Origin of the sequence: Streptomyces tubercidicus, from assembly GCF_027497495.1 — a bacterium.
Classification (GTDB): domain Bacteria; phylum Actinomycetota; class Actinomycetes; order Streptomycetales; family Streptomycetaceae; genus Streptomyces; species Streptomyces tubercidicus.
Genome location: NZ_CP114205.1, coordinates 7386964 through 7407096 on the forward strand (window position 1 = coordinate 7386964; position 20133 = coordinate 7407096).

The following is a 20133-nucleotide window of genomic DNA, read 5'->3' on the forward strand; positions in this document are numbered from 1 at the left end:
GCGGGGGCTCACCGGCGCGGCGTCAGTTCACCAGCGCCGACTCCGGCAGGGGATCCGGACCGGAACCCGTGCCCCCGGCTGCCAGGGTGGTGGCCCGGCGGTCCTCCGTGGCGGCGGCCCGGCGGTCCTCCGCGGCGGTGAACTGGGTCCGGTACAGCTCGGCGTACCGGCCCTCGGCGGCCAGCAGCGTCTCATGCGTCCCGCGCTCGACGATCTGCCCGCCCTCGACCACCAGGATCAGGTCCGCGGCCCGTACGGTCGACAGCCGGTGGGCGATGACCAGGGCGGTACGGCCTTCCAGCGCCTCGGTGAGCGCCTCCTGCACCGCCGCCTCGGAGGTGTTGTCCAGGTGGGCGGTGGCCTCGTCCAGGATCACCACCCGGGGGTGGGCGAGCAGCAGCCGGGCGATGGTCAGCCGCTGGCGTTCGCCGCCCGAGAGGCGGTAGCCGCGCTCGCCGACGACGGTGTCCAGCCCGTCGGGAAGTCCGGCGATCAGCTCCTCCAGACGGGCCCGGCGCAGCGCGTCCCACAGCTCCGCCTCGGTCGCCTCCGGCCTGGCCAGCAGCAGGTTCTCGCGGATCGAGTCATGGAAGAGGTGCCCGTCCTGGGTGACCATCCCGAGGACATCGCGCAGCGAGGCGGCGGTCAGCTCGCGGACGTCCACCCCGGAGAGCCGGACCGCTCCGGCATCGGTGTCGTAGAGCCGCGGCAGCAGCTGGGCCACGGTCGACTTCCCGGCGCCCGAGGAGCCGACCAGGGCGACCATCTGGCCGGGTTCGGCGCGGAAGGAGATGCCGTGCAGGACCTCTTCGCCGCCCCGGGTGTCGAGGGTGGCGACCTCCTCCAGGGAGGCCAGCGAGACCTTGTCGGCGGACGGATAGCCGAAGCGTACGGAGTCGAACTCCACGGACACCGGGCCCTCGGGGACCGCGCGGGCGTCCGGCTTCTCGGTGATCAGCGGCTTGAGATCGAGCACCTCGAAGACCCGCTCAAAGCTGACCAGTGCGCTCATCACGTCGATATGGGCGCCGGACAGCGCGGTCAGCGGGGCGTAGAGCCGGGTGAGCAGCAGGGCGAGCGAGACGATCGCGCCGGGCTCCAGCTGGCCGCGGAGCGCGAGGAAGCCGCCCAGGCCGTAGACGACGGCCAGCGCCAGGGCGGAGACCAGGGTGAGGGCGGTGACGAAGTATGTCTGGACCATGGCCGAACGGACCCCGATGTCGCGCACCCGGCTGGCCCGGGTGGCGAACTCGGCGGACTCGCGGGCCGGGCGGCCCATCAGCTTGACGAGGGTGGCCCCCGGCGCGGAGAACCGCTCGGTCATCTGGGTGCCCATCGCGGCGTTGTGGTCGGCGCCCTCCCGGCGCAGATCCGCCAGCCGCCGGCCGACCCGGCGCGCGGGCAGTACGAACACCGGCAGCAGCACCAGCGCGATCAGGGTGATCTGCCAGGACAGGCTGATCATCACCCCGAGGGTGAGCAGCAGCGTCACGATGTTGCTGACGACCCCGGACAGGGTGTCGCTGAATGCCCGCTGCGCCCCGATCACATCGTTGTTCAGCCGGCTGACCAGCGCTCCGGTGCGGGTGCGGGTGAAGAAGGCGATCGGCATCCGCTGGACGTGGTCGTAGACCGTGGTGCGCAGATCCACGATCAGGCCCTCGCCGATGCTCGCCGACAGCCAGCGGGTCAGCAGCCCCAGACCGGCCTCGGCGACCGCGATCACGGCGATCAGCGCGGACAGGCCGACGACCAGGGAGGGCGCGTCACCGCCCACGATGGCGTCCACCACCCGGCCCGCGAGCAGCGGAGTGGCCACCGCGAGCATCGCGGTCACCGTGCTCAGGACGACGAACCACACCAGGCGGCGGCGATGCGGGCGGGCGAACGCCGTGATGCGGCGCAGGGTGTCGCGGGAGAAGCGGCGCCGTCCCTGCTGCGCGGTCATCGAACTGTGCAGTGCGTGCCAGGCGGTGACTTCCATGTCCATCGTGGCCTCCAGGGTGCCGGGGTCGCCTCACGGGATCGCCGTGAGCGACCGGCGACCTGGTAAGGAACCTAGAACCTCAACCAATGTTGAGGTCAAGCGGCGCGTCCGTGGAGCGGACGCTCCCAGGTCAGGGGCGGGTGCGAGCCGTCGGGGCAGCTCACCGTCAGCCGTACGCCCGCCCGGCCGTCGGGCAGGGTGGCGGTGGCGTCCACAACGACCGACACCCGGGCCGGCTGCGCGGCCGCCGACCCCTCCACCGCCGTCAGCGCCTCGTCGAGCGCGGCCAGCAGCTCCCGGCCGCCGCGGTCGTCGACCCGGGCGTCGACCGGACCGACGAACCGCACCGACGGACGGCCGCCGAGCGCCGCGGTGGCCGTGCCCGCCGCCCGCAGCACCCGGGTGCGCAGACCGGGCGGCACCTCCGGCGGCCCCTGTTGCAGCGCGATGATCGCCGTCCTGATCTCCTGGATCGTCGCGTCCAGCTCATCGATCGCCTCGCCGAGCCCGTCCCGCACCTCTGGCAACTGCGCCTGGCGCCGGGCGGTCTCCAGCATCATTCCGGTCGCGAACAGCCGCTGTATGACCAGATCGTGCAGATCGCGGGCGATACGGTCGCGGTCCTCGAAGACGGCGAGCCGCTCACGGTCCCGGTGCCGGTCGGCGAGGACCAGCGCCACCGCGGCCTGGGCGGCGAACAGGGTCCCCAGCGTCCGTTCGGTGTGGCTGAAGCGGCGGTCGCCGGACGTCCGGCACAGGGCCAGGGCGCCCAGCACCCGCCCGTTGCTGCGCAGCGGCAGCAGCATCGTCGGCCCGTAGTAGCGCGACAGCGGGGAGATCGAGCGAGGGTCGGCGGCGAAGTCGTCGGAGAACACCCCCAGCCCGGCGTGCAGCTGGTGGAGCACCGGGCTCTCCGGCGGGATCCGGCCGCGGAACGCCTCGGCCCGTACCTCCTCCGACAGCCCGGTGGAGATCGCCACCACCCCCATACCGCCCTCGTCGTGCGGCAACAGGACCGCTCCGGTCGCCGCCTCGGCCAGCTCACGGCCCTGCTCCGCGACGACGGTGAGGGCGTGGGTGGCCGAGGCGCGGGCCCCGGGCCCGGCCAGCAGCGCGGTGGTCACGGAGGCCGCGCCCTCGATCCAGCGTCTTCGCTGCCGGGCGGCCGCGTGCATCCGGGCATTGCTCAGCACGATCCCGGCCTCGGTGGCCAGTACCCGCACCAGATGCAGATCCCCCTCCCCGAATTCCCCGCCGTCGTCCTTCCCCGCCAGATACAGCGTGCCGAACAGCTCGTCCTGCACTTGGATGGGCACCTCCAGCGAGGCCCCGGTGGGCGGCTCGTCCTCAGGGGAGAGGCCGTGGGTGATCAACTCGTCCGGCCCGCCGCCATCCGCGTCGCGGAGGCCGATGGCGGCATGGCGCGCACCCGTGAGGGAGGCGGCGGTCTCGGCGATACGGTCCAGCGCACGGCGCAGATCATGGTCGGAACCGACCGTGACCATCGCCTCCAGCAGCTCCGGAAGCCGGGAGATCGGCCCCCCGGCCAGCGCACGCAGGCTCTGCGTGGTCCGTTCGGGGAGATCTCCAGCGGGATCCGACGGCTTCAGGGCACACCTCACACTTTCCGGCGATCTGGACAGTCTAATTCGCTCGAAAGTGTGTTATTGGGGCCACTCGGGCGGACGGGTGGCCGGGGCGGGAGATCTGGCGGGTGTTCGGCCCCTCCGGGGGAGTGAGGAGCAGGTCATGTATCTCGGCCACGCCCGCCAGGGTCGACTTTGAGACAACCTATAGATGTCCCGGCCGCCGGGACTTGGAGGCCACGGCCTGCGGGTAAGCCGTAAACAACTACGGACAGCTGCAGAAACGCAGGAACACAGACGACACAGCACTGCACCACTCACGACCCGGAAACGGGCCGAACCGCCCGGAATGCGCCGGGCGCCCCCCACACCTACCGAACGTCTCCGCCGCAGACGCGTGGCCATATCCCGCGCCTCGGCACGAAAGTGGGCCGGGCCGATGGATGAAGGTCAGTACTACCCGAGACTTGTGGGCCCCAGCCCCGCGGCGCGCGGCACGACCGTGCTGGAACTCCGCGGTGAGCTGGACATTCTCGCCGTGTCGGTGCTGTCGGACCAGCTGGACGACCTCACGGGTGTCCAGGGCGGCGATCTCCTGCTCGATGTGCGCGCGGTGACGTTCATCGACTGCGCCGGTCTGTCGCTGCTCAGCCGCGCCCGCTACCGGACCCGGCAGCGGGGCGGCCGGCTGCGGCTGACCGGGGTCACCCATGGCGGAAGCGTCGCCCGGCTGTTGCGGATGACCGGGCTGACCGACGCGTTCGAGATCGTGTCCGACGAGGACGCCGCCGCGGAACCGGCCGCCGGGACCGCCGCATCAGCCGAGGCCACGGACGGTGCGGGCACCGCCGTCGCTTGACCGGCGCCCCGCCCGTGGACGTCGCCCCGGTGCGCCGGCCCGGTACGCCGCCCGCCCGCCGCGCGGCCGGCGGCGCGTCACCCGATCAGCCCGGCAGAACAGCCTCGATGGCGGTGACCAGCTCCTCGGCCTCCGGCTCGGTCCGCGGCCGGAAGCGGCCCGCGACCGTGCCCTCGGGATCGATCAGAAACTTCTCGAAGTTCCACTGGACGTCGCCGGCCGCGCCGTCGCCGTCCTCGGTGCCCGTCAGCTCCGCATACAGCGGGTGCCGGTCCGCGCCGTTGACCTCGGTCTTCTCGAACAGCGGGAAGCTCACGCCGTACGTCGCCGAGCAGAAGGTCGCGATTTCCTCCGCGGTGCCCGGCTCCTGGCCCGCGAACTGGTTGCTGGGGAAGCCCAGCACACTGAAGCCCCGGTCCCCGTAGCGCTGCTGCAGCCGCTCCAGACCGGAATACTGCGGGGGCAGCCCGCACTTGGACGCCACGTTCACCACCAGCAGGGCCTTGCCCCGGTAGTCGGCGAGTGAAGCGGGCTCACCGGTCAGGGTGCGCAGGGGGATGTCGTACAGACTCACGGTCAAGCTCCTCGTCGCGGTTCCGCGGATAGGGACGGCCATCATCCGTCCCAACAGCGGAGCCCGCTCTGATCTTCCCCGGATCGTCCACCGGCCAGGACACCACCGGCCGCAGCTCCCCCGAGCGCCACTCCTTGAGCAGCTGGTCGAAGATCGGCGTCTCTCCCTCGGCCGGACGGCGCGCCTGTGGAGCGGGGGGCGGCAGCGGCGGCGGCTGGCGGGGGAGCGAGATGCGCTGAAAGGGGTGCGCGGCGGGCTTCTTGGCGTCCATGCCCGGACTCAACCGGAAATCGGCCCCCCGAGTTGCGGGACAGGGCCCGGACGGCCCTCAGATGCCCCTGCGGTGGTGACGGGCAGAAGATACGTTCGCGCGCCGGAGGGGCCGGTGGGAGACGCGGTGGAGGGGCCGGCGGATGTCCCGCCGGCCCCTCCACCCGCAGCAGTCTCCTGCGCCACGCGACCCGGCCCGTGTCAGTCGAACCCGGGCTGGGCCAGAGCCCGGCCCGTCAGCTCCGGCAGAGCAGCGCGGACAGGACCTCCCGGAGCGCCGCCTCGGGGTCGGCCACCCGGCCCTCGGCCCGCCAGGCGACAAAGCCGTCAGGGCGCACCAGGACCGCGCCCTCCGGCGTCGTCCCGTGCTTCTCGGCCCAGTCGGCACCCTCTTCGGGGGCCAGATCGTCGTTCGGCCCGGTGCCGATCATGTAGCACTCCAGCCCCAGGGAGAACTCCTCATTGGCGCCCTTGGCCGCGGTACGCCACATCTCGCCGTCGGTCCCGGTCAGCAGCACGAAGGACTTCTCGTACAGATCGAGGGTCGAGCGGCGCTCCCCGGCGCCGTGCAGCCACATGTGCGGGGCGCGGGTGCCCGGCGCGCCGGTCAGCCGCATCTGGTCCGGCACCACCGGCAGCTCGGGATCCACGCCGACCACCGCGCCGTGCGGGTAGCAGTAGCCCAGGGCCACGGTGAGCACCCCTCGCTGGCGGCCGCCGCCCGCGCCGGGCGCCGGGACGTAGCCCGGGTGGCTGTGCTCGGCCGAGCGGGCCGAGGCGCGGGCGCTGGTCTCCCGCGCCACCGGCTGCCGCTCCGCCTCGTACGACGCGAGCAGTTCGGGGTCCGCCGAGCCGTTCAGCACGGCGCTGAGCTTCCAGGCCAGGTTGTGGGCGTCCTGGATGCCAGTGTTGGAGCCGAACGCCCCGGTGGGGGACATCTCGTGGGCCGAGTCACCGGCGAGGAAGACCCGGCCGGCCGCGTACCGTTCGGCGACCCGCTCCGCGGCGTGCCACGGTGCCTTGCCGGTGATCTCAACTGCCATGTCCGGTACGCCCGTTGCCCGGCGGATGTGGTCGATGCACCGCTCGTCGGTGAAGTCCTCCAGGGTCTCGCCCCGGTCCGGGTGCCACGGGGCGTGGAAGACCCATTCGGCCTGGTTGTCGACCGGCAGCAGCGCGCCGTCGGCCTCCGGGTTGGTCAAGTAGCAGGCGATGAAGCGGCGGTCGCCCACGGCGTCCGCGAGCGCCGGGGCGCGGAAGGTGATGCTCACGTTGTGGAACAGGTCGCCGGGCCCCGTCTGGCCGATGCCCAGCCGCTCCCGTACCGGGCTGCGCGGGCCGTCGGCCGCGATCAGGTAGTCCGCGCGGACGGTGCTCCGCTCACCGGTCTCCCGGTTCTTCAGGACCGCGGTCACACCCTCCGCGTCCTGCTCGAAGGAGCTCAGCTCGGTGGAGAACCGCAGGTCACCGCCCAGCTCACGGGCGCAGCGCAGCAGCACCGGCTCCAGGTCGTTCTGGCTGCAAAGGCACCAGGAGGACGGGCTGAACTTGGCCAGCCCGCCGCCCGGGTCGATCTCCTTGAACAGCCACTCCTGCTCGTCACCGGTGAGCGAACGGGCCTGCAGGATCCCGTGGTTGTCGGCCAGCGTCGACGCGGCCTCGCGGATCCGCTGCTCCGCACCGGCCACCCGGTACAGCTCCATGGTGCGGACGTTGTTCCCCCGCCCGCGTGGGTGCCGGGACGTGTCCGAGTGCTTCTCGACCAGCAGATGTCGGACACCCAGACGTCCCAGGAACAGCGACGCGGACAGGCCGACCAGGGACCCGCCCACGATGAGTACCGGAACCCGGTCTTCGGCGGTGGGATTCATTGCGTGCTCCAGCTCCAGGGGCGTGTACGGCAGATGGAGCACGAATGCCCGGCTGAGGCCGTGTTCGATCACGGTTCACCTGCATGGCTCACAGATCTCGCGCCGCCCGTGCGTCCCGGCCACGATCGAATCCGGGACGCCCCCGGACACCGGGCGGGCCGCCCCACCATCCGGCTCAGTCACCGGATCGCACCGGAACTGACGACGCACCACTGGGGCCGTCGGGCCCCGAAGGAGATGCGTAGACGATGACAACGCTGTCGGAACGAATATCCCAGTCAGCCTTCGACGGCTCACGGCTTCGGGTCGTGCTGCTGCTGGATCTCCACGAAGGGGCCCAGCAGGACTTCCTGGAAGCCTACGAGCACCTGCGCAACCAGGTCGCGTCCGTCCCCGGGCACATCACCGACCAGCTGTGCCAGTCCATCGAGAACCCGTCGCAGTGGCTCATCACCAGCGAATGGGAGAGCGCGCCGCCGTTCCTGGCCTGGGTCAACAGCGAGGAACACGTCAAGATGGTGCAGCCGCTGCACGGCTGTGTCCGCGACACCCGCTCGCTGCGCTTCAGCGTGCTGCGCGAGACCTCGAACATCGCCAGCCTGGCGCCCGAGCCCCCCAAGGGACGGCTGCAGGCCAACCCCCGGGTCGGTGACGGAGTGGTCCGGCACGCGCTGACCTTCACCGTGAAGCCGGGCAGCGAATCGATGGTCGCCGAGATCCTCGCCGGGTACACCTCCCCGGAGGCCCGGGTCGACGAGACCACCAGGCTCCGCCGCACCTCCCTCTTCATGCACGGCAACCGCGTCGTGCGCGCGGTCGAGGTGCAGGGCGACCTCGTCGCGGCGCTGCGGCACATCTCCCAGCAGCCCGAGGTCCGGGCCGTCGAGGAGGCCATCAACCCGTATCTGGAGCAGGACCGCGACCTCAGCGATCCGAACTCCGCCCGGGTGTTCTTCACCCGCGCCGCACTGCCCGCGGTGCACCACGTCGCGGCGGCCGGGGAGCAGCCGGACGGTATCCGCCGGCATGCGCTCTACTACCCCGCCAAAGAGGGCTGCGGTATGGCGCTGGCCCGGATGCTGGCCCGCCAGGACGAACTGGCCGCCGACGACCAGTCCTGCCCCGTCGCCGGCAGCACCATCTTCCAGCGCGACGACGTCGTGGTCCGGATGGTCGATCTCCGTATTCCCGTCGACAGCGACCCCCGACTGTCGCTCGGTGTGCGCGGCCCCCGCAAGACGGAGGTGCTGCGGCGCCTCATCGACACCGATGTGGCCGGCGGTCTGTCGAACGACCGCGAGATCGCGCACTTCCTGGAGCGCTCCGACATGGCCCTCATCACCGACCGCCGGGCACCGGGCGCCTGACGCCCCCGGCCGTCGCAGGCCACTCACCCCCTTCCACCCGCCGGCACCACGCCCCTGGAGGAACAGCCATGACCACGCACCGCCCACGCATCGTGGACCTCAGCGAGACCCAGCCCAACCGCCGGCGCGGAGGTGATCTGCGCGCCATGCTGACACCCAGCGCGGTGGGCGCCACGAGCGGCTTCATGGGCATGGCACTCGTGCAGCCCGGCGAGCGCATCGGCGAGCACTACCACCCGTACTCCGAGGAGTTCGTGTACGTGGTGCAAGGCGCCCTCGAAGTCGACCTCGACGGGGAACCGCACCCGCTGCGCCCGGACCAGGGGCTGCTGATCCCCCCGTACATGCGGCACCGCTTCCGCAATGTCGGGGACGTGGAGGCCCGTATGGTCTTCCACCTCGGTCCGCTGGCGCCGCGTCCCGAGCTCGGCCACGTGGATACCGAGGGCACGGAGGAGAGCACACCGGCCGCGCCACCGGAACGCACGGAGCCGGTGTCATGACCCGCCGCGTGGCGGTCACCGGCGTCGGCATCGTCGCTCCGGGCGGCGTGGGTGTACCGGCTTTCTGGGACCTGCTCTCCTCCGGCCGTACGGCGACCCGTGGCATCACCCTCTTCAACCCCGAGGGCTTCCGTTCGCGTATCGCCGCCGAGTGCGACTTCGATCCGGCGGCGCACGGTCTGAGCGAGGAGCAGGTGGCCCGCTCGGACCGGTACATCCAGTTCGCGATGGTCGCCGCGGCCGAGGCGCTGCGCAGCGCCGGGCTGGACACCGAGGCCGAGGACCCCTGGCGCATCGGGGTGTCCCTGGGCACCGCGGTCGGCGGCACCACGCGGCTGGAACACGACTATGTCGCCGTCAGCGGGCACGGTGCCCGCTGGGATGTCGACCACCGGCCGGCCGGCCGCCATCTGGAGCGTGCGTTCTCCCCGAGTTCGCTCGCCTCCGCGGTGGCGGAACAGATCGGCGCCCATGGCCCGGTGCAGACCGTCTCCACGGGCTGCACCTCCGGTCTCGACGCCATCGGGTACGCCTTCCACTCCATCGAGGAGGGCCGGGTCGACGTCTGCATCGCCGGTGCGTCCGACTCACCGATCTCCCCGATCACCGTGGCCTGCTTCGACGCGATCAAGGCGACCTCGGCGAACAACGACGATCCCGCACACGCCTCCCGCCCGTTCGACGCCCATCGCGACGGATTCGTGATGGGTGAGGGCGGCGCCGTGCTCGTCCTGGAGGAGCTGGAACACGCCCGCGCCCGGGGAGCGACCGTGCACTGTGAGATACGTGGCTATGCCACCTTCGGCAACGCGTACCACATGACCGGCCTCACCCAGGAGGGCCTGGAGATGGCCGAGGCGATCAACCGCGCACTCGGTCACGCCAAGGTCGACGCCACCCAGGTGGATTACGTCAACGCGCACGGCTCGGGCACCCAGCAGAACGACCGGCACGAAACGGCCGCGGTCAAGCGGTCGTTGGGTGCCCATGCCCACCGGGTGCCGATGAGTTCCATCAAATCCATGGTGGGCCACTCGCTCGGCGCGATCGGCGCCATCGAGATCGTGGCCTGTGTGCTGGCACTCACCCACCAGGTGGTGCCGCCGACGGCCAACTACGAGACTCCGGACCCGGAGTGCGACCTCGACTATGTGCCCAAGACGGCCCGGGAGCTGCCGCTGCGTTCGGTGCTCTCGGTCGGCAGCGGCTTCGGTGGATTCCAGTCAGCGGTGGTACTGACCCGACAGGGTGGGAGGGCAAAATGAGCTCCCCGGAAGAACGTCGTTCCGTCGTCACCGGCATCGGTGTCATCGCCCCTAACGGGGTGAGCACCGAGACCTTCTGGAAGGCGACGGTGGAGGGCATCAGCGTCCTCGACCGCGTCACCCGTGAAGGGTGTGAGCATCTGCCCCTCAAGGTCGCCGGTGAGGTCCGTGGATTCGATCCGGCGGATCTGATCGAGGAGCGCTATCTCGTCCAGACCGACCGGTTCACCCACTTCGCCATGGCGGCGGCCAACCTCGCGCTGGACGACGCCCGGCTCGGCCGTGCCGACTACAACGACTCACCGTTCGCGGTGGGGGTCGTCACGGCCGCCGGGTCGGGCGGTGGCGAGTTCGGCCAGCGGGAGCTGCAACGGCTCTGGGGCCAGGGCTCCCGCCATGTCGGCCCGTACCAGTCCATCGCCTGGTTCTACGCGGCGAGCACCGGACAGATCTCCATCCGCGGCGGCTTCAAGGGGCCGTGCGGAGTCGTGGCCAGCGACGAGGCGGGCGGGCTGGACGCCCTGGCGCATGCCGCCCGCACCATCCGGCGCGGCACCGATGCCGTCGTCGTGGGTGCCGCCGAGGCACCACTGGCCCCCTACTCGGTCGTCTGCCAGCTCGGCTATGACGACCTGAGCAAGCTCGACGATCCGGCCCGCGCCTACCGCCCGTTCACCAGCGGCGCGTGCGGATTCGTGCCCGCCGAGGGCGGCGCGATGCTGATCGTCGAGGAGGAGGAGGCGGCCGAGGGCCGCGGGGCGAGTGTCCGGGCCGTGCTGGCCGGGCATGCCGCGACCTTCACCGGGGCCTCCCTGTGGGAGGAGTCCCGCGACGGGCTCGCCCATGCCATCCGTGGTGCGCTGGAGGACGCGCGGTGCGCCCCGGAGGAGATCGATGTGGTGTTCGCGGACGCGCTCGGCGTTCCTGCGGCCGACCGGGCCGAGGCGCTGGCGCTCGCGGACGCCCTGGGCCGGCACGCCTCGCAGGTCCCGGTGACCGCACCCAAGACGGGCACCGGGCGGGCGTATTGCGGCGCTCCCGTTCTGGACACCGCGGCCGCGGTGCTCGCGATGGAGCACGGCGTCGTGCCGCCCACCCCCAACGTCGTCGACGTCTGTCACGACCTTGACGTGGTGACCGGCCGGGCCCGCCCTGCCGAGTTGCGGACGACGCTGGTGCTGAGCCGGGGACTGATGGGCTCGAACGCGGCGATGGTGCTGCGGAAGGGCTCCGGGTCCCCCTCTTGAGAAGGAGAACCTCAGATGACCGCTCAACTGACGCTCAATGAGCTGGCCGCGCTGATGAAGTCCGCGGCCGGCCTCACCGTCGACCCCAAGGAGCTGGCGAACCGGCAGGACGCGACCTTCGCGGACTTCGGCCTGGACTCGCTCGGCCTCCTCGGCATCGTGGGCGAGCTGGAGAACCGTCAGGGCCGGCCGATGCCGACCGACGCGGAGCGCTGCAAGACCCCGCGCGACTTCCTCGCCCTCGTCAACACCAACAGCAACACCGCCAACGACACCGTGCCTACCACAGGAGCCTGACATGTCCGGCCACACCGAGAACGACATCACCATCGCGGCGCCCCTCGACCTCGTCTGGGACATCACCAACGACATCGAGAACTGGCCGCAGCTGTTCAGCGAGTACGCCTCGGTCGAGGTGCTGTCCAGGGAGGGCGACAAGACCACTTTCCGGCTGACGATGCACCCGGACGACAACGGCACGGTCTGGAGCTGGGTCTCCGAGCGGGTCGTCGACCGCCAGAACCGATCGGTCCGCGCCCGCCGCGTCGAGACCGGCCCGTTCGCGCACATGGACATCCACTGGAAGTACGCCGAGATCCCGGGCGGCACCTCGATGCACTGGACCCAGGACTTCGCGATGAAGCCCGACGCGCCGGTGGACGACAAGGGCATGACCGAGCTCATCAACCGCAACTCCCGGATCCAGATGGAGCTCATCCGGGACCGGATCGAGCAGCGGGACCGCGAGCTCCGCTCCGCCACCGTCAGCTGACGGCCCACCAGGCCGTGTTCGGACCGCCTCCCGGCGGCAACGAAGGGACCCCCCTGATGCATCACGCTCTGATCGTCGCTCGCATGAAGCCCGGTTCGGCTCCGGACATCGCCGAGGTCTTCCAGGCCTCGGACCGTACGGAACTGCCCCACCTGGTCGGTGTCTCGCGGCGGACCCTCTTCCAGTTCGGTGATGTGTATCTGCACCTCATCGAATCCGACCGGCCGCCCGGCCCGGAGATCGCCAAGGTGACGGAACACCCCGAATTCCGCGCCGTCAGCGACAAGCTGTCCGCCTTCGTCAGCGCTTACGACCCGGAGACCTGGCGAAGCCCCAAGGACGCGATGGCCCAGCAGTTCTACAGCTGGCAGCGCGACGGCAGCAGCTGACGCGCCCGCGGAGCCGGGGCGATCCCCCGGCTCTCACGCATCCCCGGGCACAGGCAAGGCCGCCCGGTGAGGAGCGGACTCCTCACCGGGCGACCTGCCGTGCCCGGAGTGTGTCATTCCGGGACGGTGCACTCGAAGGCGTGCAGATACGGGTTGACGACCAGGATGTCGCCGACCTTCAGACCGGCCTCGGCCATCCGGCTGACCAGGCTCGCCTTGGTGTGCTTGGCGCCGCCGACATTGAGCAGCAGCAGCAGATCCATGGCGGTGGTGAACTTCATGGAGGGGCTGTCATCGACGAGATTCTCGATGATCACGACGCGGGCGCCGGGACGGGCGGCCCGGACGACATTCCGCAGCGTGCTGCGGGTGCTCTCGTCGTCCCACTCCAGGATGTTCTTGATGATGTAGACATCGGCCTGGACCGGGATGTCATCGCGGCAGTCGCCCGGCACGATCCGTACCCGCGGAGCCAGCGCGCCGCCGTCCCGCAGCCGCGGGTCCGCGTTCGCCACGACCTTGGGCAGATCGAGCAGAGTGCCTTCCATCGACGGGTACTTCTCCAGCAGGCTGGCGAGGACATGACCCTGACCACCGCCGATGTCCGCCACCGAGGACGCCCCGGTCAGATCGAGCAGCCCCGCGATGTCCTGCGCCGACTGCTTGCTGGACGTGGTCATCGCCCGGTTGAAGACCTCGGCGGAATCCCGGGCGTCCTCGTGCAGGTAGTCGAAGAAGCCCTTGCCGTACAGGTCGCCGAAGACGCTGCGGCCGGAACGCACCGCGTCGTCCAGCCGCGGCCAGGCCTCCCAGGTCCACGGCTCCGTGCACCACAGGGAGATGTAGCGCAGGCTGTTCGGGGTGTCCTCCCGCAGCAGCCGGGACATCTCCGTGTGGACGTACTTGCCGTCGTCGGTCTCGGCGAAGATCCCGTAGCAGGACAGCGTGCGCAGCAGCCGGTCCAGCGGCCGCGGCTCGGTCTTCACCGTGGCGGCCAGCTCCTCCGCCGTGGTGGGCCGGTCGCCGAGCGCGTCGGCGACGCCGAGGCGTGCCGCCGCCCGTACGGCCGCCGCACACGCGGCTCCGAAGATCAGCTCCCGGAGCCGCATGGCGGGTGGGGGAGTGGAACTTACGGTGGTCATGGCGCCTCTATTCTCCCGTTGCGGACGGGTTCAGCCCGTCCCGGTGCAGCCGTCGGCACAGCCCGGCCGGCTCCGAGGTCCGGCAGACGTTGTGGATGAACCGGTTCCCCTTGCCGGGGAGGTCCCGGTTGGCCAGGTCCACCGGCCTGTTGTGCAGCACGATGTTGTCGCTGATGACGTTGTGGTGGTTGAGCACCTTGACGAAGCTGTGGAAGAGCACCACACCGCCGGAGAGCGGGGACTTGCCGTGGTTGTCCCGGACCACGTTGCGCCGGACCAGTACGTGCTCGGCGCCGGTGAGGACGATGCCGGAGCCCTGGATGTGCGGCAGCCGGCTGTTGCCGGCGCAGTACTTGTTGTTCTTGTAGATGGAGTTGTTCCGGACCGTCAGCGCGCCGGCCTGCGGACGGGACTCATCGCCGACGACGAACACCCCACCGCAGTTCCTGGTCATGGTGTTGTAGCTGACCGTCAGGTTTCTGACCCGCCGGATCGTGACCCCGATCCGGTTCCCCGCGAGGTAGTTGTCGCTGATCACGGCGCCCCGGGTGTCGCTGCCGCCGCCCTCTTCCCTGGTCTTGTTCGCGAGGAAGATGCCCGCGTCGCCGTTGTCGATGGCGGAGTTGTCCCGGAACACACCCCGGATGGACTTCTCCTGAGCGATACCCCACACGCCGTTCTTCCGCACGGTCACGTGGTGTACCACCAGCCGGTCGGTCCGGGAGGCCCAGATCCCGGTCTTCTTGAAGCCTCGGACGGTCAGCGAGCGGATGGTGACATCACGCAGCCGGTGCTTCCCGACGACGCAGATGCCGTTGCCGCTCTTTCCGCAGGCGTTCTGGGACCGCCTGCCCGACGGGGTGATCACGGTCTTGTGGCCGGCGCCGATCAGGCGCAGCCGCGACTTGTTGATCTGCACGCTCTCCCGGTAGACGCCGGGCCGGACGACGATGGTGTCACCCGGTCTCGCCCTGTTTACCGCGCGTTGGATCGACTCGCCTGCGTGGACGACATGGCGTCCCGGCGCGTCGCACGGCGAGGCGGCACCCAGGCCGCCGATCATCATCGCCGCGACGCAGCCCATGTATTTCATCTGTCGTAGCACCATGAGGCGAAGCTATGGGCGATCACTCCGGCTCGCCACATGTGGTGACCCGATCATCACGGTGTGTGCAGACGCCAGCTTTCGACACGCCGTCAGCTCCACTGCCCGGCCTGCCGCCGGACCCGCCATCAGGGCCGGTCAGCGGGCTTGTCCGGGGCCTTGCCGAGGGTGCCGGACGGGTCCGGGTGCGATCGGCGATCGGTCGCCCCGGAATCAGCTGACCGGGTATCGGGCGGGGTGTCGGACGGCCCGTCGGACGGCGCATCCGACGGGGCGTCGGGCGCGGTGTCGGGCCGGGTGTCTGGCCGGGAATCCGACGGGTCGTCAGCCGGCCCGTCCGGCCACGCCTCGGTCAGGAAGGCCGCGAGGCTGGTCGGCAGAAACCACGGTCGGGCGCGGAAAACGGTCACGGAAGACCAACGCGCCAAGCCCGGCCGACGACACCGGCCCGGGGGCAGTGAGCCCGCTTGATCACCCCAACGGCCGCGGAAAGGGCGGGTCCCCCCTGCGGGGGCCGCTCAGTCGTCCCGCCGGATCGCCGCCTCGATGCCGTCCAGGATGACGGTGAGTCCGATGTCGAACGTGCTCCTCGCCTCGCGCTCCATATAGGGCACCGAGTCGCCCGGGTCCGGAGCGGCGCCCTCGGTTTCGAGGCGGACCAGCAGCGGAAAGCGCTCCGCGAAGTCGGGGACCATCTCGGTCAGCATGCCGGAACGGGCCTGCCACCACTCCTCGTCGGACACCCCCGTCGAGGCCGCGGCCAGCCGCGATTCCGTCACGGTCTGCGCGGCACCGCGGATGAAGTGGAACAGCGCCCCGACGATCCGCCGCAGCACCGCCGAGCTCAGCTCCGTCGCGTACAGCAGGCGGAGCAGGGTCTCCAGGGCGCGGTATTCGTTGGGGCCGAGCACCGGACGGGCCTGGGAGACCTGGAGCACCCAGGGGTGGCGGAGGTAGAACTCCCAGGTGTCCTCGGCCCAGGAGGTCACCGCGGCGCGCCAGCCCGGGGTCAGGTCGTAGTCGGTGGGCAGCTCGGCCAGCACCTGGTCATACATCAGGTCCACCAGCTCGCTCTTGCCGGGGACGTAGGTGTAGAGGGCCATCGCGGTACGCCCCAGCCGCTCGCCGACGGCGCGCATGGACAGCGCCGCCATACCGTCGGCGTCGGCAACCGCCACCCCGGCGTCCACGATCGCGGCGACGCTCAGCGCCGGCTTGGGGCCCGGCCACTTTCGTGTCCGCGCCCCGGCGGGGCCTTCCGCACGCCACAACAGCGCCATCGAACGACGGGCGTCGCCCTGGCCCGCGAAAACCACCACTTGCTACTCCTTACGGCGTAAAGTAACGTCCCCGAGCGAACTCTTTACGACGTAAAGATATCAGAGGGGTGGCAGCACGCATGGGGGACCAGCAGACCAACCGGGCGCCGGGCGACGGGGAGACAGCCGCCGCGGACAGCCATGACGTGATCCAGGTCCGTGGCGCCCGGGAGAACAATCTCGCCGATATCTCGCTCGACATACCCAAGCGCCGGCTCACGGTCTTCACCGGTGTCTCCGGCTCGGGGAAGTCCTCGCTGGTGTTCGGCACCATCGCCGCCGAATCGCAGCGGCTCATCAATGAGACCTATACGGCCTTCATCCAGTCCTTCATGCCGAGCCAGGGCCGTCCCGACGTCGACGCGCTGCGCAATCTCAGCGCGGCGATCATCGTGGACCAGGAGCGGATGGGCGCCAACTCCCGCTCCACGGTCGGCACCGCGACCGATGCGCACACCATGCTGCGGATCATCTTCAGCCGCCTCGGCACCCCGCACGTCGGTACCTCCACCGCCTTCAGCTTCAACAGCGCCGAGGGCATGTGCCCGGAGTGCGAGGGGCTCGGCCGGGTCTCGGCGATCGATACCGACGAACTGGTGGACACCGAACTCTCCCTCAACGAGGGCGCGATCACCGCTCCCGGCTTCACCGTCGGCTCGTGGTACTGGCAGACCCTCGCCCACTCCGGATTCTTCGACCCGGACGTCAAGCTCAAGGACTACACCCCGGCCCAGTGGGACGACTTCCTGCACAAGCCCCCGACCAAGATCAAGGTGGGCACCGCCACCCTCACCTGCGAGGGCCTTCTGGTGCGGGTGCAGCGCACCTACCTCGCCAAGGACCGCGCCGCGATGCAGCCGCACATCCGGGCCTTCGTCGACCGGGCGGTGACCTTCACCGCCTGCGGTGCCTGCGGCGGCGCCCGCCTCAACCCCGCCGCGCTCGGCTCCCGGATCGCCGGCCGCAATATCGCCGAATGCGCCGCCCTGCAGATCAGCGACCTGGTCACCTTCGTCCGGAGCTTCAACGACCCCGCGGTCGCCCCGCTGGTCGCCACCCTCTGCCACACCCTCGACTCGCTCGTCGAGATCGGCCTGGGCTATCTGAGCCTGGACCGGGAGTCCGGCACGCTGTCCGGCGGTGAGGCCCAGCGGGTGAAGATGGTCCGTCACCTCGGCTCCAGCCTGACCGATGTCACCTATGTCTTCGACGAGCCGACCACCGGACTGCACCCGCATGACATCCAGCGGATGAACGACCTGCTGCTGCGGCTGCGCGACAAGGGCAACACGGTCCTGGTCGTCGAGCACAAACCCGAGACGATCGCGATCGCCGACCATGTCGTCGACCTCGGTCCGGGAGCCGGATCCGCCGGGGGAGAGGTCTGCTTCACCGGCGATGTCGCCGGGCTCCGTGCCTCCGACACCCTGACCGGGCGTCATCTCGACCACCGCGTCACGCTGCGCGATCCGGTCCGGCGGCCCACCGGCGAGCTGTCGATCAGCGGCGCGAACACCCATAACCTCAAGGACGTCAGCGTCGGCATCCCGCGCGGGGTGCTCACCGTCGTCACCGGCGTCGCGGGGTCCGGCAAGAGTTCCCTGATCCATGGCGCACTGCCCGGACGGGACGGCGTGATCGTCGCCGACCAGTCCCCGATCCGGGGCTCCCGGCGGTCCAACCCGGCCACCTACACCGGGCTGCTCGGCCCGGTCCGTACGGCCTTCGCCAAGGCCAACGGGGTCAAGGCCGCCCTGTTCAGCGCGAACTCCGAAGGGGCCTGTCCCGCCTGCAAGGGCATCGGCCTGGTCTACACCGACCTCGCGATGATGGCGGGGGTGGCCTCGGTGTGCGAGGAGTGCGAGGGAAAGCGGTTCACCCCCAAGGTCCTCACCTACACCCTGCGCGGCAAGAACATCAGCGAGGTCCTCGCCATGCCGGTCGCCGAGGCCCGGGAGTTCTTCCCCACCGGACAAGCCCGCACCATCCTCGACCGCCTCGCGGAGGTGGGCCTGGGCTATCTCGGCCTGGGCCAGCCGCTCACCACCCTCTCCGGCGGCGAACGCCAGCGTCTCAAACTCGCCCTCCACATGGCGGAGCGCGGTGCCGTCTACGTCCTCGACGAGCCGACCACCGGACTCCATCTCGCCGATGTGGACCAGCTGCTGGGCCTGCTCGACCGGCTGGTCGACGACGGCAACACCGTCATCGTCATCGAGCACCACCAAGCCGTGATGGCCCACGCCGACTGGATCGTCGACCTCGGACCCGGCGCCGGCCAGGACGGCGGGCAGATCGTCTTCACCGGCACCCCCGCCGATCTCGTCGCCACCGGGGACTCGCTGACGGCACGCCATCTGCGCAGCTACCTCACGACACCCACCGCGTAACCTCAGCCCCGCCGCCCCCATGGAGGACCCGATGACGGCCGTGCCCGTCGCGCTCATCCAGGTCACCGACGTCCGCCGGATCACCCCGCACATGGTCCGCGTCACCTTCGCCGGAGACGGCCTCGACGACTTCCCGACCTGGCCCGACCAGCAGCTCAAGCTGCTCTTCCCCAGGGCGGGCCAACGGGCTCCCCGGCTGCCCGGGGAAGCGGCCGACGGCGATGCGATGCGCTGGTACCAGGCGTTTCTCGCTCTCCCCGAGGACGAAAGGCCGTGGATGCGCAGCTATACGGTGCGCGCCTACGACCCCGTCCGGCACCGGATCACCGTGGACTTCGTGCTGCACGGCACGACGGCGACGGCCGGTCCGGCGACCCGGTGGGCGGCCTCGGCCGCGGTGGGCGACCTCCTCGCCCGGTACGGACCGTCGGCGGTGTACGCCAAGCCGCTGCCGCTCGACCGGGCCGACTGGCTGCTGCTGGCCGGCGATGCGACCGCCCTGCCGGCCATCGGCTCCCTCGTCGAGGCGCTGCCGCCCGGCGCCCGCGCACTGGCCTGCATCGAGGTCGCCGACGCGGCCGACGAGCAGCACTTCACGACCCGCGCTGACCTCACCGTGCGGTGGGTGCACGCGGACGGACGCCATGACGCCCTCCCGGCGGCCGTACGGGCCCTCACCTTCCCGCCCGGGTCGGTCTCCGCCTGGCTGGCCGGTGAGGCGGGCGCGGTCCGTGCGCTGCGGCGCCATCTGATCGAGGAGCGCGGTATCGACAAACGGCAGATCGACTTCAGCGGGTACTGGCGCCGTACGCTCACCCAGGACGACGCCCCGACGGAGGAGGGTCTGGCCGAGGCACAGGAACGCCTGGCGGCCGCCCGGCCCCCGCAGGGCTGAGGCGGGCTCAGCCCGCGCCCGCTCAGCCCGCCCCTTCCGTCGCACTGCGCTCCGCCGCGCTGCGTTCCACGCAGAACTCATTGCCCTCGATATCGGCCAGCGTCGCCCACCCGGTCCCATCCGCCCTCCGGTGGTCGGCCACCAGGGTCGCGCCGAGCGCCAGCAGCCGTTCGACCTCCGCTTCCCGGCCGCGGTCCGTCGGCTGGAGATCCAGATGCACCCGGTTCTTCCCGGTCTTGGCCTCGGGCACCGCGATGAACAGCAGCGCACCGCCCGCGGCGGTGACCGTGGCCTCGGGATCGCCCGGCAGATCGTCCTCGGCCAGCTTGCCGTCCAGTACCTCGGCCCAGAAGCTCGCCAGACGATAGGCGTCGGTGCAGTCGATGGTGAGGTGACGTACCAGTGAAGTCATGGGCGTCACTCTGTGGTTGTCGGGTCGGGCTGTCCACCGGAATTGCTGCGGGTGGGTACCGGACGCTCCGGTTCCGGGGAGCGGTGCGGGCCCGGCCCCGGACGCTCCGTCTTCGACGGCCCGGTGCAGCCGTGCGGCAACTGGGCGCGAATGCGAGGAAGTTCGTCCGGGAGGGGCGTT

At 70.8% G+C, this 20133-nt stretch carries 19 protein-coding genes; 10 read left to right on the forward strand and 9 right to left on the reverse strand.

What is annotated here, in order from left to right; all coding sequences use genetic code 11:
- Positions 1-22 precede the first annotated feature (22 nt).
- Together STRTU_RS32350 and STRTU_RS32355 are read right to left on the reverse strand one after the other, a co-directional pair.
- Positions 23-1990, reverse strand: coding sequence for an ABC transporter ATP-binding protein (locus tag STRTU_RS32350; protein ID WP_159748639.1), 1968 nt, complete (start codon positions 1988-1990; stop codon positions 23-25).
- Between the two features lie 92 nt (positions 1991-2082).
- Positions 2083-3609: a sensor histidine kinase gene (locus tag STRTU_RS32355; RefSeq protein WP_159748640.1), complete on the reverse strand. Its 1527-nt coding sequence runs from the start codon at positions 3607-3609 to the stop codon at positions 2083-2085.
- A gap of 403 nt (positions 3610-4012) precedes the next feature.
- On the opposite strand from STRTU_RS32355, the gene STRTU_RS32360 reads away from it, so the two are divergent.
- Positions 4013-4432 (forward strand): STAS domain-containing protein, encoded by a 420-nt coding sequence (locus STRTU_RS32360; RefSeq protein WP_246241569.1) that lies wholly within the window; start codon positions 4013-4015, stop codon positions 4430-4432.
- Positions 4433-4517: 85 nt separating this feature from the next.
- Here the strand turns inward: STRTU_RS32360 and STRTU_RS32365 are convergent, their stop codons facing one another.
- From STRTU_RS32365 to STRTU_RS32375, 3 genes are all read right to left on the reverse strand, one after another.
- Positions 4518-5006, reverse strand: a complete 489-nt coding sequence (locus tag STRTU_RS32365; protein ID WP_159748641.1) for a glutathione peroxidase — start codon at positions 5004-5006, stop codon at positions 4518-4520.
- Complete coding sequence (locus STRTU_RS32370; RefSeq protein ID WP_159748642.1) at positions 4966-5277, reverse strand: hypothetical protein; 312 nt, start codon at positions 5275-5277, stop codon at positions 4966-4968. Before STRTU_RS32370 ends, STRTU_RS32365 begins: the two co-directional genes overlap by 41 nt.
- Before the next feature lie 235 nt (positions 5278-5512).
- Positions 5513-7147 carry an FAD-dependent oxidoreductase gene (locus STRTU_RS32375; protein WP_159749819.1) on the reverse strand — a complete coding sequence of 545 codons (1635 nt, stop codon included), beginning with the start codon at positions 7145-7147 and terminating at the stop codon, positions 5513-5515.
- Positions 7148-7395: 248 nt separating this feature from the next.
- On the opposite strand from STRTU_RS32375, the gene STRTU_RS32380 reads away from it, so the two are divergent.
- The 7 genes from STRTU_RS32380 to STRTU_RS32410 all read left to right on the forward strand — a co-directional run bounded on the left by STRTU_RS32380 (position 7396) and on the right by STRTU_RS32410 (position 12690).
- Entirely contained in the window at positions 7396-8514 is a 1119-nt protein-coding gene (locus STRTU_RS32380) for a SchA/CurD-like domain-containing protein (protein WP_159748643.1), read from the forward strand.
- A gap of 68 nt (positions 8515-8582) precedes the next feature.
- Positions 8583-9017, forward strand: coding sequence for a cupin domain-containing protein (locus STRTU_RS32385; protein WP_030083353.1), 435 nt, complete (start codon positions 8583-8585; stop codon positions 9015-9017).
- On the forward strand, positions 9014-10282 hold the full coding sequence (locus tag STRTU_RS32390; protein ID WP_159748644.1) for a beta-ketoacyl-[acyl-carrier-protein] synthase family protein: 1269 nt from the start codon (positions 9014-9016) through the stop codon (positions 10280-10282). Before STRTU_RS32385 ends, STRTU_RS32390 begins: the two co-directional genes overlap by 4 nt.
- A complete protein-coding gene (locus tag STRTU_RS32395) occupies positions 10279-11529 on the forward strand; it encodes a ketosynthase chain-length factor (protein WP_159748645.1) in 1251 nt (416 codons plus the stop codon). The genes STRTU_RS32390 and STRTU_RS32395 overlap by 4 nt, the downstream gene beginning before the upstream one ends.
- Before the next feature lie 15 nt (positions 11530-11544).
- Entirely contained in the window at positions 11545-11826 is a 282-nt protein-coding gene (locus STRTU_RS32400) for an acyl carrier protein (protein ID WP_159748646.1), read from the forward strand.
- A 1-nt stretch (position 11827) separates the two neighbouring features.
- Entirely contained in the window at positions 11828-12301 is a 474-nt protein-coding gene (locus tag STRTU_RS32405) for an SRPBCC family protein (RefSeq protein WP_159748647.1), read from the forward strand.
- 56 nt (positions 12302-12357) lie between these two features.
- Complete coding sequence (locus STRTU_RS32410) at positions 12358-12690, forward strand: TcmI family type II polyketide cyclase (protein ID WP_159748648.1); 333 nt, start codon at positions 12358-12360, stop codon at positions 12688-12690.
- A 113-nt stretch (positions 12691-12803) separates the two neighbouring features.
- On the opposite strand, the gene STRTU_RS32415 is transcribed toward STRTU_RS32410, so the two are convergent.
- The 3 genes from STRTU_RS32415 to STRTU_RS32425 all read right to left on the reverse strand — a co-directional run bounded on the left by STRTU_RS32415 (position 12804) and on the right by STRTU_RS32425 (position 16256).
- Positions 12804-13832, reverse strand: a complete 1029-nt coding sequence (locus STRTU_RS32415; protein ID WP_159748649.1) for a methyltransferase — start codon at positions 13830-13832, stop codon at positions 12804-12806.
- Between the two features lie 7 nt (positions 13833-13839).
- Positions 13840-14940 (reverse strand): right-handed parallel beta-helix repeat-containing protein, encoded by a 1101-nt coding sequence (locus STRTU_RS32420; protein WP_167539278.1) that lies wholly within the window; start codon positions 14938-14940, stop codon positions 13840-13842.
- A gap of 515 nt (positions 14941-15455) precedes the next feature.
- A complete protein-coding gene (locus STRTU_RS32425) occupies positions 15456-16256 on the reverse strand; it encodes a TetR/AcrR family transcriptional regulator (protein ID WP_159748650.1) in 801 nt (266 codons plus the stop codon).
- Positions 16257-16336: 80 nt separating this feature from the next.
- On the opposite strand from STRTU_RS32425, the gene STRTU_RS32430 reads away from it, so the two are divergent.
- Together STRTU_RS32430 and STRTU_RS32435 are read left to right on the forward strand one after the other, a co-directional pair.
- Positions 16337-18646: an ATP-binding cassette domain-containing protein gene (locus tag STRTU_RS32430; RefSeq protein ID WP_159748651.1), complete on the forward strand. Its 2310-nt coding sequence runs from the start codon at positions 16337-16339 to the stop codon at positions 18644-18646.
- 31 nt (positions 18647-18677) lie between these two features.
- Positions 18678-19541, forward strand: a complete 864-nt coding sequence (locus tag STRTU_RS32435; RefSeq protein ID WP_159748652.1) for a siderophore-interacting protein — start codon at positions 18678-18680, stop codon at positions 19539-19541.
- A 22-nt stretch (positions 19542-19563) separates the two neighbouring features.
- Here STRTU_RS32435 and STRTU_RS32440 read toward each other — a convergent pair whose 3' ends face one another.
- Positions 19564-19953 carry a VOC family protein gene (locus STRTU_RS32440; protein ID WP_159748653.1) on the reverse strand — a complete coding sequence of 130 codons (390 nt, stop codon included), beginning with the start codon at positions 19951-19953 and terminating at the stop codon, positions 19564-19566.
- Positions 19954-20133: the final 180 nt, after the last annotated feature.